The sequence below is a fragment of the Bhargavaea cecembensis genome, assembly GCF_000826125.2.
In the GTDB taxonomy this organism is placed as follows: domain Bacteria; phylum Bacillota; class Bacilli; order Bacillales_A; family Planococcaceae; genus Bhargavaea; species Bhargavaea cecembensis_B.
The window spans coordinates 1,326,722-1,341,266 of record NZ_LN651373.1 but is presented as its reverse complement, the minus strand read 5'-3'; the positions used below and the strand labels follow the sequence as shown (position 1 = coordinate 1,341,266).

Here is a 14,545-nt window from a genome sequence, read left to right as displayed (position 1 = left end):
GCCGATTCGTGGTAGCGTTTCTGCGGTCCGGATTTTCGAAGTAGCGTGCGGCCGATTCGCGGTAGCGTTTCTGTCTCCGGGATTTTCGAAAGCGCGTCCAGCCGATTCGCGGTAGCGTTTCTGCGGCCCGGATTTTCGAAGACGCGTCCCCGCTTTTCGTGGTAGCAACCCTCGAGCCAGCCACACCCCCCACAACCAAAAAACAGCCCGGTTTCCCGGACTGTACTTTCTCACCCCATGATATGATAGCCGCCGTCGACGTAGAGGACTTCGCCGGTGACGCCGGTGCCCATGTTGGAGAGGAGGGCGGTGGTCATGTCGCCGACTTCGCGCTGGTTGACGTTGCGTTTGAGCGGTGCGGTTTCCTCGACTTGGTGGAGGATTTGGTTGAAGGACGGGACGCCTTTTGCTGCGAGCGTCCGGATGGCGCCGGCCGAGATGGCGTTGACGCGGATGCCGTCCGGACCGAGGTCGTTGGCGAGGTAGCGCATCGAGGCTTCGAGTGCGGCTTTGGCGACGCCCATGACGTTGTAGCCGTCGAGCACGCGCTCGGCTCCGAGGTAGGTCATCGTGATGATGGCTCCGCCTTCGGTCATGTATGGCCGGGCTTCGCGTGCGACGGCGACGAGTGAGTAGGCGCTCGTGTCTTGAGCGAATGCGTAGCCGTCGCGGGATGTGTGGATGAAGTCGTCTTTCAGGTCGTCCCCTTTTGCGAATGCGAGGGAGTGGACGACGCCGTGGATGGTGCCGACTTCTTCGCCGATCTGGCGGAAGGCGGATTTGACGCTATCGTCGTCGTTTACGTCGCACTGGACGATCAGCCGGGCTTCACGTTCCTCTTTTTCGAGCAGCCGCTCCAGTTTGGCGCGCGAGCGTTCCTGCCGGTTCGTGAAGATCAGGTTTGCGCCTGTTTCATATAGTGATTTCGCCACGCCCCAGGCGAGACTCCGTTCGTTGGCCACGCCCATGACCACGATGTTTTTTTCTTCGAGTTTCAGCAAATCTCCCATTTCCCGAACGCCTCCCGAACAGTTTATACCAGTCATTAGCAGCTGGTGCTAACGTGAAGTATAACATAGCCGGCGGGTTTGGGGAACCGGTTATCCGGCCGCATTCCCATCGAAAAACCGTCTCCGATAAGACGGCTTTCGCTTATCTGTGTTCTTCCCGGTAGTCCAACGACGCGTGGACGAATGCGGAAATGATTTGGCGTGAAGGCATATGCCCGTTGACCGCGAAGTTTTCCGGATGCCACTGTGTGCCGAGGATGAAGCGCTTGTCTTCGAGTTCGATCGCTTCGACCAGGCCGTCCGGCGCGACCGCGGAAACGGTCACTCCTTCGCCTACCGTTTTGACGCCTTGATTGTGGGAGGAATTGACCCGGGTCCTGCCCGCTTCGAACAGCGGCTCCAAAATCTTCCCGCCGACAAAATCCACGTGATGGACCGGGTGTTCGCGGCCATGGTCCTGTTTGTGCTTGACCGGGTTGTCCATCTGATCGAGCACCGACTGATACAGGGTGCCGCCGGTCACGACGTTCAGCATCTGCATGCCGCGGCAAGTGCCGAAGAACGGCATATCCCGTGCGATGACTTGCTTTAGAAGGGTGGAGTCGAATTCGTCCATCTCGAAGTTGAGCCTTCCCGTTTCAGGATGGGGCTCCTCGCCGTAGTAGTCCGGATCCACGTCCCAGCCTCCCGTCATGACGACGCCGTCCACGAGATCCAGGACTTCCTCCACTTCCTCCGCAGGGACGATCGGCAGAACGACCGGGATTCCCCCTTCCTGCAATATCGCTTGTATATAGACCGGCTGTAATTTATAGTCATGAAGATTTTCTTGCTGTTGAGCAGTGACTCCGATGATCGGTTTCATTTAACCACGCTTCTTTCATTCCAATGTCCTTATTAATTTTCCCTTCCGTCCTCTCTTTTAAAACATCACAGAACGATCAGAAAATTCACTGTTCGTTTGACCTGTTTTGTCGAATGATGTATATTGAAAGGTGTGTCCGGTTATCCTGTATCGGATGACAATTGACGCGTCGGGGGGATGAGCATGTACCAGGGCAAAGTGAAATGGTTCAGCAACGATAAGGGTTACGGCTTTATCGAGACGGATGACGGCGAGGATGTTTTCGTCCACCATACCGGGATTCTCGGAGAAGGGTTCAAGACGCTCGATGAAGGACAGGCCGTGTCTTTTGAAGTCATTGAAGGCAATCGTGGCCCCCAGGCGGCAAATGTAGTGAAATTGGATGGAGAATGAGCAAATCCCGCCGGGCACTTTGTGCACTGCGGGATTTTTATTGGTCTAACTTATTCAGTTCCGTGCCGAGAAATTTGAGCTGTTCGCCGACCGTGCAGCCGGTGATGCAGAACTTGTGCGCGCCGGATTTCCCTCTTTCTTCACGAAGCTGTTTTTTCAGGAAGCAGCCTTCACAGTACCGGTCTATCAGTTCGTCAATATCCTGAATCAGGTCGATTTTATTCAATGGTGTCACTCCAGGTTCTTGATTCCCACATTGTATAGAGTTCCCGCCCGGTTTTCAAGTATGAGGGCACGAGAACCCATTCAAATAATAAACAGAAAGGGGGACGGATGGATGCTGGAAGTATACATAGACGGGGCGTCGGCCGGCAATCCGGGTGAAAGCGGCATCGGAATCTTCATCCGGGGAGAAGGCCATCAGGACAAAATTTCAGAGTCGGTCGGCGTGCTCGACAACCATACGGCCGAATTCACCGCGCTTCTCCGCGGCGTCGAGGAGGCCGCGAAGCGCACCGAAGGACTCGTCTCCGTGCGTTCAGATTCGAAGGCGGTCGTGTCGGCGGTGGAAAAGCGCCATGCAAAAAACCCGGTGCACCGCAAAATGCTGGAGAAAGCACTGGCCATTGCGGACGGTTTTGATTTCTTTTTCATCAAATGGATCCCCGATGAAGAGAACCGGGCCGCGGACGCGCTGGCGAGAGGCGCCATCCGCCGGGGCTGATCTCCTGAAAAGAGCGGGTCGGGCATTGGGCCCTCCCCGCTCTTTTTGTCAGTCGATCACTTTTCTGAATGTCACGGTCCCGTCTTCGGGTTCGTACAGCACCCATTCCCTGTCGCCGACGACCGGTCCGACGTTGACGAACGTCTGCCCTTTTTTCGTGTCGTACGGGACGCCGTAGCCGATTTCGATCGGCTGGTCGTCGATGACGAGACCGGGCTCATGGCTGTGTCCGTAAAAGACGAGGCCCGCCGTATCGTCCGGAAAGACGGGTGCCCACGGGTTTCCGTCCCACGTCCACTGGTGTCCGTGAACGACTTCCGCTCCCTCGATCTCGAGTTTTTCCGGCATGGACCGGATCCGTTGAAGCAGCTCTTCTTCGGATTCCGTGATCTTCGCGATCCGTTCTTCCTGGTTGCCGATGACCGACGGAAAGCGGAGCAGATCGAGCAGTCCGTCCGGCAGGAGCATGACGTCCTCCAGCCGGTGGAACCGCTCGAACGGTGCCCGCTTTTTGCTGATGGTGCATTCGAACAAGTCTCCGGTCCCGATCAGTTCGGCACCCGGGGCGTGCTGTCCGATGTGTTGGAGCACGTCCTCCAGGTCTTCCACGGAGGAATGGATATCTCCGAGTATGGCATAGCTCATTCTATCTCCCCCGCATCTATTGTATCATCCTTCGTCCGGACGAAAAATCCGTCTGATTCCGACCACTCGCAGTACAGGATGTCCTGGACGGTTCCGTAGCCGAGTTCCGCCATTGAATCCAGCAGCCATTCTTCGCGCTTGCCGATCTGGCGGAGCATCTGCCGCTTGACGACTCCCTCGTCGATGAGGAGGACGCTCGGATGTTCTTCTTTTTCTTCCAGTCCGAGATCGCCGATTGTCGCGGGCTTGTACTTGGCGTACGTGTTGATCGTGAACGATCCGTTCGTCTCGATGAACAGGTCCTTCACTTCTCGGAGCGAAAAAATTCCGCTTTGCCTCAGCATGATGCGCAGCTGTTCCATTTCCAGCGCATTATTCTCGAATTCTTCCGTGTCGAGCTTGCCGTTCCGGATCAGATAGACCGGCCGGCCCATGAGCAGTACCCGCGCTTTGTCAGAGCGCTGGGCAAATTTCTCGACCAGATAAATGAGCAATGCCCAGACGCCGAGCGTGAACACCAGGTTCAAGACGGAAATTTTGCTGTCAAACAACGTCTCTTCCACGATGCCGCCGAATAGGAGAAGGTAGACGATGTCGAACGGCGTCATCTCGGCAAGCTCTTTGCGTCCGAGAAACCGGACGATCACGAGAAGGGAAATGAGTGCGACGACCAGCTTGAGCGCATTCGTCATATAATCCAAAGGGATCCCTCCCGAAGTAGTCTGTTGCCTACTTGGAAGTTACCCTTCTTGCCGACTCTCTGAACCTGGTGTCAACTATTACATGTCATCCGTTTCGACCGGTGCACCCGGGTCACTCACCCAGTCGCTGTAGCTGCCGACGTAGAGCCGCAGGTTTTTCTGGCCGAGATGGGTGAGCATCGCATTGAGCGGTGCGGCCGTGACGCCGCTTCCGCAATAGACGGTGACCGGCTCATCGGAACCGACCACTTCGCGGATCGCCCGTTCTGTCTCTTCGCCGGGATCGAATTGGCCGTCTTCGGCCTTCAGCCGGCTCCAGTCGAAGTTGCGGGCGCCCGGGATGTGGCCGGCGACCGGGTCAAGCGGCTCATGCTTTCCGGCGTACCGTTCCGGTGCCCGGGCATCGAGGAGGACGCCTTCCTTGCGGCCTTCCACGATGTCCCGGACGTCTTCCCGGTCGGCAAAAAGTTGCCCCTGCCAGTCCGGCTTCACTTCGCTGCGCTCCGGTGCCGCTTCTTTCGCCTCCAGCGGATAGCCTGCCTGCACGAGTCCCTCATAGCCCTCTTTTAAAATGAAGGCGTTCTTGAATCCCCCGTACCGGAGCAGCCACCAGGCGCGTGCCGCGAACGGTTCGCCGCCCCCGTCATAGACGAGAATCCGGTCGTCCAGCTCCAGGCCGCTCCGCCGGAACAGCTTCGTCAGCTGTTCCCGTGACGGCATCGGGTGCCGGCCTCCGCCGGCTTCCATATCGGACAGATCTGTCCCGAGGTCCCAATAGACCGCCCCTGCAATATGGCCGGCGTCGTACGCTTTTCTTCCCGCTTCCGCGTCCTGCAGCGAGTAGCGGACATCGATCAATTTCCAGTAACCGTCCGTGAGTTCCCCAACCGATTTGAACACTTCCGTCATCTCGATCCCTCCAGTTTGGATATGTCCGAATAAATTTCCTTCCACGCATCCAGGTTCGCCGTTTCCTGCAGCACTTCCCGCTCGGACCCGATCCGGGCGAGCGCCCCCTGGAGCAGATGCTGCCTGAGCCCTTCCGCTTCCAGCTCGGTCCATTGCTCAAAACTTTGGAGCATCCGGTCTTCCTGCGCGCCGAGGTATTGTTCGGCGTCTTTCTTCGCCGCCGCTTCCAGCGCGTCCCTTAACTTGTCGCGGGTGCCGCCTTCGAAAAAGTCTTTGTCGTTGCGGAAGATCCGGTTGACGCCCGCATGGACGGACGGATCCGGGAACACGTCCGGGAACGTCATGCTGTCTTTTTCATCCGGCTCAAACGGCGTCAGTCCGAACATCGGGTCCATCTCCCGCAATGTCCGCTGCTCGGCGATGAAGCGGTCGCGCAGTTTCCGGACCGTGAAGTTCGTCAGCCGGAAGTCCGTCACTTTGAGTTCCTGCACAATATCGAAGCCGACTGAACCGAGCGCTTCGCGGAGCGCGGTGGCGAGGGCCTCCTTCGCCGGCTTCGAAGCGAACGTCGCCGGGTTGTAGGCTTCCCGGAAAAAGTCGTTGAACCGGTAGAACACCCGCTGCAGTACGTAATAAATCAGTTCATCGAGCTCGGCCTTGACGTCGTTCATGATGACCGCCGCACCGGAATGGGCGTAGCGCTTCCGGAGATCCTGTTCGTAGAGCCGGAGTTCCTCGAGGCGTTCGGCCTTCCGGTGGCGGTTCTGCTCGGTCCGCTCGATGAGTTCGCCGAGATCCGCGACGGTCTTGCGGCTTTCTTCCCGGAGCGCCTGGACGGCGAGCGCATTCAGCTCTTCGCCGAGGAAGTGGCTGAAGTCCTCCTCGAACTCCGGCATTCCGGAACCGAGCGTCTTTTCTTCCGTCTTCTCCTCGAGGGCAAGCAGGCTCGAGATGCCGAACAGGCGGGGGTTCCGGATGCCGAACCGCTGGAGCTCGCCGGCCACATACTGTTTCACGAGGTCGGCTTCCTCTGCATCCGCGGCCAGGTCGATCGCGTTGACGATGAAGAACATCTTGTCCATTTCAAATGCGTCTTTCACCCGGCCGAGCTGGATGAGAAACTCGCGGTCCGCCGCGGCGAACGCATGGTTGTAATAAGTGACGAACAAGATGGCGTCCGCATTGCGGATGTATTCGAAGGCGACGTCGGTATGCCGGGCGTTGATCGAATCGGCGCCTGGCGTGTCGACGAGCGTGATGCCTTGCCGAGTCAGTTCGCAGTCATAATAGAAGTCGATCGACTCGACGAAACAGCTCCGCGTCTCATCCGCGACGTACTCTCTGAATTCCGCTTCGCCGACGTTGACCGTCGTGCCGAGCAGAGGGCCCCTTTCCGGGAAGCCTGCCCGGAACGCCCGGATGAATGAGCGGTGGAGCTGCTTGCCGTCTTCGATGTCATCCCGTCCCGCTGCTTCGTCCGCCTGCCGGTAGGCGTCTTCGAGCGTGCGGACGGTCATGCCGAGTTCGCCGAACGCCCGCACGACGTCTTCGGTCATCGCGTCGACCGTCTTCAAGTGGATATCCGCAGTGCCGCTTTCCTTGCCTCCGCCGGCCGGACGGATGCGGTTGATGGCGGCGGTCGTCGGGTTCGGGGAGACCGGGAGCACCTGCTCGCCGATCAGCGCATTCGAGAACGACGATTTCCCCGCGCTGAACGCACCGAACAAGGCGATTGTGAAGTCCTTTTTGCCGAGGCGCGCGGATTTGCGTTCCAGATAATCCGCCGTTTCGCCGAATCCCGGCACCGAACGGATCTTCTCGGAAATCCGGAGCGCATCCTGAATCGCTTCATCCGCCGCGGCTTCGGGAACGTCCGGACGCTCCGCCCGGACGTCTTCGCCTGTTTGCGCCTCCTGCTGCTGTTTCGCCGGCGCCATCGACGGGTCAAACTCGATGACCGAGTCCTGCGCGGCCTGCTCTGCTCGTTCCCATGCGACCGCTATCGACTGTGCTTCTTCATCGAGCTCGCGCGACGGGGTTTTGAGGGCTTTCCCGAACGACTCGATCGCCTGTGCGGCTTCCATGATCGCCCGGATGGCGCCCGCCTTGTCGGAGAACGCGCCCGCCTGCTGCTCCAGCCGGTCGGTGCTTTCATTGGCCCGTCCGGCGATCTTTTCAGCCTGTTCGTCTTTCCAGCCGTCGGTTTCCCGGATGAACCAGCGGATCACCGACTGCCGGACCGTTTCCGTGAAGTTCAGGACCGTGTCGCCTGTGACGAGGGCCCCTTCCGGTATCTGGCTCTCAATGACGGAAAGCGGCACGTCGAATTCCATCCGGTCGATTTCAAGCGCCTGCTCGTCTGTCAGGATTCCCGCTTCGCGGAGCGCCTGCTTCATGAGGCTCCGGAGATGGACGGCCACCTGGGCATCCGCCGTCTTCCGGAAAAGGCTGAGCATCTGCGATTCCCGGAGCGCGCGTTCTTCTTCGGTCTTCTTGCCGCTGAACAGGAAGCCCACCTTGAACGTCGGCGACCGGGATTCAAGGTAGTCTTTCATCGCGTCCCTGACCTCGAACGGCATGAGGCCGGCATTTTCAAGCAGGCTTTTCCGGTTCGCTTCGAATGTCTCCGCCCAAAGTTCCGGCGACAGCAGTTCAACCCGTCTTGCCGCTTCCGCCGCTTCCTCGAGCAGTTCATCGCGCCGGTTCCATTCGTCTTCGGTCAGGATCTCCGAATACGTTGCTTTGCGCTCTTCCATTTCGTCTTCAAGGAAATGGAGATGCTCGTCCGCCAGTTTCCGCAGCGTGCCTTCGCCCGTCTCCTTGAGAGAACCGGTCCGGTTGCCGATGCTTGACGAGATGAGCGCCTTCACCTGGCCGAAATCGTTATGCGGCAGGGACGGCTCTTTTAATGAAGTGAAAAAGATTCCCTTAGGCTCGACTCCCCACGAGGCGAACGAGGAACGGACGGATTCTTTGAACGCATCGAAGCTCAGCTCGGATTCTCGGTGCTTGTCGATCTGGTTGACGATCAGGTAGACATTTTCGTTGTACTGCATGAGGTTTTTCGTGAACGTGAAGTTAAGCCCCGACTGGACATGGTTGTAGTCCATCACGTAAAAGACGAGATCCGCGACGTGCAGCGACGACTCCGTCGAGAGCCTATGCGCGTCGTCCGTGGAATCCACGCCCGGCGTGTCCATCACCGTGACGCCCTCCGGAAGCGCCGAGCCGGCATGCCCGACTTCGATGTCCGACACCCCGGCACCGTCTTTCGAAAACTCCTTCACGTACTCAAGGTCCAGGTTGCCGGAGAACCGGACGGGCGGGCCGTCCGTCCGGTGGATGATCGCAAAATCCTCGTCCGCCTTGTGGACCCGCACGATGTTCGCGCTCGTCGGGATCGGGCCGGTCGCGAGGATGTCCACGCCGGTCAGCGCGTTGATCATACTGGATTTGCCCGCGGAAAAGTGGCCGGCGAATCCGATGACGAATTCGTCTCGCATCAGTTTCTGTGCAAAACGCGCCGTCTTTTCCTCCCGCTCCCGGTCATCGTCCTTCCGGAAAAGTGCCGCCAGCCGGGACGCTTCCCGGATCAGTTCTGTTTGTTCTTGAATCGGTAAGTTGGTAGTATTCCCCATTAGTGAAGCTCCTCTGTCTGTTTTACTCGTTTCATCATATCATTTTTGGCCGTCCCGCGGCACCGGCCGCACGGGAATTTCGCCCGGACGGCAGCAGCGCCGGGGGAATCGTTCGATTCGGAAGGCTAATCGTTCGATTCGCGGGCCTAATCGTTCGATTCAAACGGTTAATCGTTCGATTCGCAGGCCTAATCGTTCGATTCATCAAAAAAGGCCCCCCGCCGGTTCCGACGGGAAGCCTTTCTTCTTTATTTAAACAGTGGCCGGGCGCACGGGGAGGACGTTCAGGATCTCGTCTTCCGCTTGCCGGTCTTCTTCATTGATCAGCAACAGGATCTCGCCGCGGTCCTCGGACGTCCGGATGAGCCGGCCGATTCCCTGGCGCAGGCGGAGCAGCATGTACGGGAGGTCGATGTCCCGGTATGGATCTTCCGCGAACCGGCGCTTCGCTTCGAAAAGCGGATCGTCCGGCGGATACGGGAGATCGTGGATGACGACGCGGGTGAGCGCCTCGCCCGGGATATCGAGCCCTTCCCAGAGATGCCACGAGCACAGCGCCTGCGCTTTCCCGTTCTGGAAGTCGCGGACCATCGCGGACAGCGAGCGGTCTCCTTCGAACAGGAAACGCGGATCGTCGCCGGCGGACCGGCGGAAGGCGTCCATCGATGCCTTCGTGCGGAACAGGATGAGCGTCTGCCGTCCGTCTTCCAGCGAACGCAAGACTTCGGCCGCCTTGTCCGCAGGCTGTTCGAGCCGGACTTCCATCACTTCGTCATAATCAAACGGAGAATCGACGGAGAACGACTTGAACTCCCGGATGCCGAGTGATTCGGCGAGATACGAGAAATCGCCGCCGACCGACATCGTCGCGGACGAGAAGATGACCGGAAGCTTGCCGGTGAACAGCAGCTCGCCGAGCATGTCGGTGACGAGGCGCGGCATGATGACGAGCGTCTCGTCGCCGTTTTCATTTTCCAGCCAGTCGACCGCTTCCCCGCCTTCGGTGAACAGCTTCATTGAATGGATGTACTGCTCGAGGTATTCCTCGGCGATCTTCAGGTCGTATTCCGGGATGACGTACAGATCGGCGTCAAACACGAGCTCCTCGAGAATGTCGACGGCCAGGCGGACCGCCGAGGCGGCGTCGGCCGAAATCTCGCCGGTCCTCCGGATCTTCCGCCGCTCGCCTTCCCCTTCCGAGTGCTCGTGAAGGCCCCGGAACAGGGAGGCGTGCCGGTCGACGAGCCCTTCCATCAGGACGAGCGTCTTCTCCCGGACGCCGTCGACCATGATGCGCGACAGCACCGTGTCGAGCGTCCGCTCCTGCACCCGGTAAGTGAACGCCTTCTGCGCCGCGTATTCCAGCAGATGCCCTTCATCGAGCACGACGACCGACGGATCGGGCAGGAGAGGCAGCTGTTCCTGGCGGATGCGCGACTCCTTCGTCCAAAGATGTTCCATATAGAAGTCCTGGGAACAGATGATCAAGTCCGCCGCATCGCGGTAATGCGCCCGGTGCAGCGTCTGTCCGCAACGGTTCCGCAGTTCGCATGAGCTGCATTGCCAGAGCGGATGGTAATTCACGAGGTCCCAGTCCGCGTCGGAAACGTCGGGGAATGTCGAGCGGTCCCCGTAAGGCTCGAGCTTCATCATCGAACCGTGGCCGCGGACGAACCCGGGCAGCGTCTGCTCGATCGACTGTGCGGTTTCGCTGTCTTTCACGGCCTCGTCGAGACGCTTCAGGCAAAGGTACTGCTCCCGCGACTTCGCGAGTCGGACATCGACCGTCAGGCCAAGCGCCTGCTCCAGCTTCCCGATATCGCCGGTTTCCTTCACGAGCTGATCGATCAGCGTCTCATCGGCGCAGGCGATGATGGCAGGCTTCCCGGTGTACCGGGCGTAGGCGACCGCCGGCAGCAGATAAGCGATCGTCTTGCCGGTGCCGACCCCCGCTTCCGCGAACAGGACCGATTTTTCTTTCAGCGCCTGACCGATCTGGAACGCCATGAACACCTGCTCATCACGCAGGTCAAATCCTTTTTCGGTCAGTTCATCATACAGCACATCGCCGATCCAATCGTCCATCGACTCAAAGAACGACCGGTCCCGGTCGAGCGCAAACGGAATCGCCTGTTTCATCGAAAGCCCCCTGTAAACGTAATGAAATGCACTTTTCCGGTGAGGTGCCGGAAAAATGCACAGTTTTTAAAGTATATCACGGGTTGCGGGAGGAAGAAAGTGTATTGCTTCCGCATTTAGTTTATCCATTCTTTCCGTGAATCATTCCGCGTGCGGAGCGGAAGGACGGATATTTATTCAAGGCGAAGCGTGACATCGCCCTTGATATAGTTCGGATAGGCGAAGAAGCTGACCGTGACCGGGTTGGCGTAGTTTGCGTCCGTGAAATTGAGGTCGTTGTAGGTGTAGCGGCGATCCTCGCCCTCTTCGTCGTGCGAGTACCACAAGCCCGCGGAGCTCAAGTCGATCGCCTTTCCGTTCGCATCGGCGGCGCTCTTGAGATAGCCGTATCCGAACTCGCCGTCTGTCCGGAGCTTCGTTTCGATGCGGAGCGGCACGGCCGCGGTCACTTCCAGCTTCCCGTCGGACGGGGTTTGGATCACTTCGCCGGTCCCGGTGTCCACGATGAACTGCTCGTCTTTGTCGATCGCCTGCATTTTATTCATCCGGAAAATCATCAAGTCCGGCTGTTCGAAGTAATTGCTCTGCAGGAAGTAGATCTGTGTGCCGTCCTCGTCTTCCGTGGCGGTCATGCCGTCCGTGATGCTGCTCCATGTCTCCCCTTTGCCGTTTTCGATGCGCATATCTTCGAATTGGAGGATGTCCATCGTGTTCGCTTCGTCAAAATCGACGGCGACCTCGACACGGAGCGGATGAATCGTGACGGACTTGACGATAATTTTTTGCCCTTCGATAGTGACCGTCCGGTTCAACTCGTGAACCTTCCCCTGTGCGATCGGCTTTTGGATCTCAAACGGGACGCGGAAATCATAGGTATCGCCGTCACGGATCTGCATTTTGAGTTCGAAGTTTTTCGTGTTGATCGGAAGCGGGTCGGCGAAATGATAGTTGATCGACTGCTCGCTTGATCTTGAATTGCTCGTCACCGGATCGTTCCAGGCGATGCCCTGAGGCTCGATCAACTTTCCGTCCGCATAGATCTCCGGCGTTTCAAAAAGCGGATCTTTCAGCGGCGCCGCCGAATCCACGGTATAGGAGATGACCATCCCCGACTGGTCGACGATCACTCCATTCAGGGTTACCGTGACGCCTCCGTGCGAGTCGGAGGCCTGCACGTCTTCGTAGTACTCATTGTCGATGATCGCCCTCATGCCCTTATCATGCCGGATCATGTCGACGATGACCGACATCCCCGGAAGGCTAGCGACCGCATTGGCAAACGCCGGCAACACCCGGACGGACGTCACGAACGCAATGAGAAGAAGTGCAACGGCCGCTGCGGAAAGCAGTGACTTCCGCACCCGCTGCGAGCGCCGTCGTGCCCGGCGTTCGGCTTCCGAGAGCCCGGCGCGGATGGCTTGCGTCAGGGCTTCTTCCGGTATCTGCAACTGGTTGAGCTCAACGTGTCTGGTGGCCAGCCTCTTTTCTTCCTCCTCAAACATCGGCGCTTCCCCCTTTCCCGGCGAAGAATTCACGGAGCTGCCGGAGCGAATGGTGCAGGCGCGACTTCACCGTGCCTTCCGGGATCTGCTCCATCTCGGCGATTTCCCGAATCTTCAAGTCTTCAAAATACTTCAGGTGAATGAGCCGCCGTGAAGGATCCGGCAAGCTTTCGAGTGCTTCATCGAGTTCCAGGCGGACGTGCCGGTCGGACCCGTCCACATCCGGCAACCGGTCTGTTGCCGGTTCCCTTCCTTTCCGCTTCAGTTCATCCTGGCAATAATTGATCATGATCCGCGTCAGCCAGGTTTTGGCATACTCCGGATTCCTCAGGCGATGAATCGAGCGGAACGCACGGGCCGTCACTTCCTGGACGGCTTCGACGGCGGCGTGCTCGTCTTTCAGGAACGCAAACGCCGTCCGGTACAACGCCGCCTTATGAAGCTCCATCAAACCCAAAAACGCATCCGGATCCCGCTCGGCCGCCCGCCTCGCCAATTCATATCCCTCCATCCCGCTCCCCCGCTTCCGAACTGTCTCTATCCATTAGACAGCGGAAGACCGGAAAAGTTCAAGGGAATAATCAAGTTTTTTGGCGAACTTGCCAAAATTGATTTTTCGGGCAGCGGGAAAACGCGAGGCGGCGCGGTTTCGGCGGTTTTTGCGAGGAGCCAAAATTGAATTTCGGCCGTATTTTCGCGGTCAAAATCCAAAAATGGCGATTTGCATTTTTTGGGGAGGAAGGGTGTAATGGCGGAAAGGAGGTAAAGAGAATGACTGTGCGGCCGTACCCGCTGTTTCTATATGCAACGAAGAGATTGCTGGCGATGATGGATCCCTCTGATCCGGCCAGGGACAAAATTACATCCGAACATACAACCACTTCCTTCGGGTATCGCGGGGAGGTCAGAGCAGACCGGTATCTCAAAAGATCATTGATGCCTGCAGGATCGATCATCCTTCATGACCTTCATCTGACCATCCCGGGGCATGAAACCGTCCAGATCGACACGCTCATTCTGGCTAAAAGTGTGGCCTATGTACTGGAAGTGAAAAATATTTATGGCGTGCTGGAACTTGAAGAAAATCCCGCACGGCTGAAGCGGACCGGCAGTGATGGGAAAATCCATTATTTCGGCTCACCGCTGATTCAGCTCAATCTGGCCATCGATACCCTTTCGTATTGGCTTTTCATGCATGATATCTCGCTTCCGGTGAAAGGGGCGGTCATTTTGGCATCCAAAAATTTGGATGTTCGTTTTCCTACGGATGTGCCCGTCCACCTGGTGACCGAGATTCCCTCGCTCCTTAATAAGGAATTGACCGGAAATGCCGCCGTGACTGAGCAGGCCCTGCGATGGACAGCAGACGTGATGAAAAAACAGGAAGAACGGTTTTTCCCTTATCCGCTCGCTCCTTATTTTAACGTCGCGGCAAAAAGTCTGTCTGAAGACCCTCTCTGCAATCAATGCACCGGCCGCATCCTATGCGACGACACGAACCGCCTGGGGACCTGCCTTTCCTGCGGCACCCGCCAATGGATTCCCTTTATCAAGAAATTGGTAGACTACTTTTTGATTCGCGGCAGCACATTGAATATCGAACAGGCACAAGTTTATTTGGGGGTAAGTGCGACAAAAGCAAAAAAGTTATTGCGCTCGCCTTTATTCATAAAGCGCGGAAAATCAGTCGCCATTTATTATCAACTAAACTACTCGGCGGTGATTTTTAACGAGGAGGGAGAGTTGATTATTCCTGATTCTTCTGTGGAGATCTTTATGAAAAGGTAACTGATGATGTGTGGGGGGCGGGGTTTCGCGCCTGCCCGGAGGCTTTTCGCGCCCGCTTTCGCTCTTTTCCCGCCCGCTTTTCGGCGGCCGGGGTTTTCGCGCCTGCCCGGGACATTTCGCGCCCGCTTTCGCTCTTTTCCCGCCCGCTTTTCGGCGGCCGGGGTTTTCGCGCCTGCCCGGGACATTTCGCGCCCGCTTTCGCTCTTTTCCCGCCCGCTTTTCGGCGGCCGG

At 58.0% G+C, this 14,545-nt stretch carries 13 protein-coding genes; 3 read left to right on the top strand and 10 right to left on the bottom strand.

Features of this window, described 5'->3' with window-relative positions:
- Positions 1–230: 230 nt before the first annotated feature.
- Both fabI and BN1189_RS12135 read right to left on the bottom strand, forming a co-directional pair.
- A complete protein-coding gene (gene fabI / locus BN1189_RS12140; protein WP_040228444.1) occupies positions 231–1,010 on the bottom strand; it encodes an enoyl-ACP reductase FabI in 780 nt (259 codons plus the stop codon).
- Between the two features lie 142 nt (positions 1,011–1,152).
- Positions 1,153–1,875, bottom strand: a complete 723-nt coding sequence (locus BN1189_RS12135; protein ID WP_040228443.1) for a gamma-glutamyl-gamma-aminobutyrate hydrolase family protein — start codon at positions 1,873–1,875, stop codon at positions 1,153–1,155.
- Between the two features lie 183 nt (positions 1,876–2,058).
- Between BN1189_RS12135 and BN1189_RS12130 the strand changes: the two genes are divergently transcribed.
- A complete protein-coding gene (locus BN1189_RS12130) occupies positions 2,059–2,268 on the top strand; it encodes a cold-shock protein (RefSeq protein WP_040228442.1) in 210 nt (69 codons plus the stop codon).
- A 37-nt stretch (positions 2,269–2,305) separates the two neighbouring features.
- On the opposite strand, the gene BN1189_RS12125 is transcribed toward BN1189_RS12130, so the two are convergent.
- Entirely contained in the window at positions 2,306–2,494 is a 189-nt protein-coding gene (locus BN1189_RS12125; protein ID WP_040228441.1) for a zinc-finger domain-containing protein, read from the bottom strand.
- Positions 2,495–2,605: 111 nt separating this feature from the next.
- Here BN1189_RS12125 and BN1189_RS12120 point away from each other — a divergent pair, with 111 nt between their 5' ends.
- A complete protein-coding gene (locus tag BN1189_RS12120; protein WP_040228440.1) occupies positions 2,606–2,992 on the top strand; it encodes a reverse transcriptase-like protein in 387 nt (128 codons plus the stop codon).
- A gap of 48 nt (positions 2,993–3,040) precedes the next feature.
- Here BN1189_RS12120 and BN1189_RS12115 read toward each other — a convergent pair whose 3' ends face one another.
- From BN1189_RS12115 to BN1189_RS12085, 7 genes are all read right to left on the bottom strand, one after another.
- Complete coding sequence (locus BN1189_RS12115; RefSeq protein WP_040228438.1) at positions 3,041–3,637, bottom strand: metallophosphoesterase family protein; 597 nt, start codon at positions 3,635–3,637, stop codon at positions 3,041–3,043.
- Entirely contained in the window at positions 3,634–4,329 is a 696-nt protein-coding gene (locus tag BN1189_RS12110) for a DUF421 domain-containing protein (protein ID WP_040228447.1), read from the bottom strand. The genes BN1189_RS12115 and BN1189_RS12110 overlap by 4 nt, the downstream gene beginning before the upstream one ends.
- Before the next feature lie 87 nt (positions 4,330–4,416).
- A complete protein-coding gene (locus BN1189_RS12105; protein ID WP_040228436.1) occupies positions 4,417–5,247 on the bottom strand; it encodes a sulfurtransferase in 831 nt (276 codons plus the stop codon).
- Complete coding sequence (locus BN1189_RS12100; protein WP_040228435.1) at positions 5,244–8,885, bottom strand: dynamin family protein; 3,642 nt, start codon at positions 8,883–8,885, stop codon at positions 5,244–5,246. Before BN1189_RS12100 ends, BN1189_RS12105 begins: the two co-directional genes overlap by 4 nt.
- Before the next feature lie 252 nt (positions 8,886–9,137).
- The gene (locus BN1189_RS12095; RefSeq protein WP_040228433.1) at positions 9,138–11,024 is read right to left on the bottom strand and encodes an ATP-dependent DNA helicase; all 1,887 of its coding nucleotides are present in this window, start codon (positions 11,022–11,024) and stop codon (positions 9,138–9,140) included.
- A gap of 173 nt (positions 11,025–11,197) precedes the next feature.
- Positions 11,198–12,526 (bottom strand): DUF4179 domain-containing protein, encoded by a 1,329-nt coding sequence (locus BN1189_RS12090; protein ID WP_040228430.1) that lies wholly within the window; start codon positions 12,524–12,526, stop codon positions 11,198–11,200.
- On the bottom strand, positions 12,519–13,037 hold the full coding sequence (locus tag BN1189_RS12085; protein WP_040228429.1) for a sigma-70 family RNA polymerase sigma factor: 519 nt from the start codon (positions 13,035–13,037) through the stop codon (positions 12,519–12,521). Before BN1189_RS12085 ends, BN1189_RS12090 begins: the two co-directional genes overlap by 8 nt.
- Before the next feature lie 260 nt (positions 13,038–13,297).
- Between BN1189_RS12085 and BN1189_RS12080 the strand changes: the two genes are divergently transcribed.
- Entirely contained in the window at positions 13,298–14,314 is a 1,017-nt protein-coding gene (locus BN1189_RS12080) for a nuclease-related domain-containing protein (RefSeq protein WP_052455837.1), read from the top strand.
- Positions 14,315–14,545 lie beyond the last annotated feature (231 nt).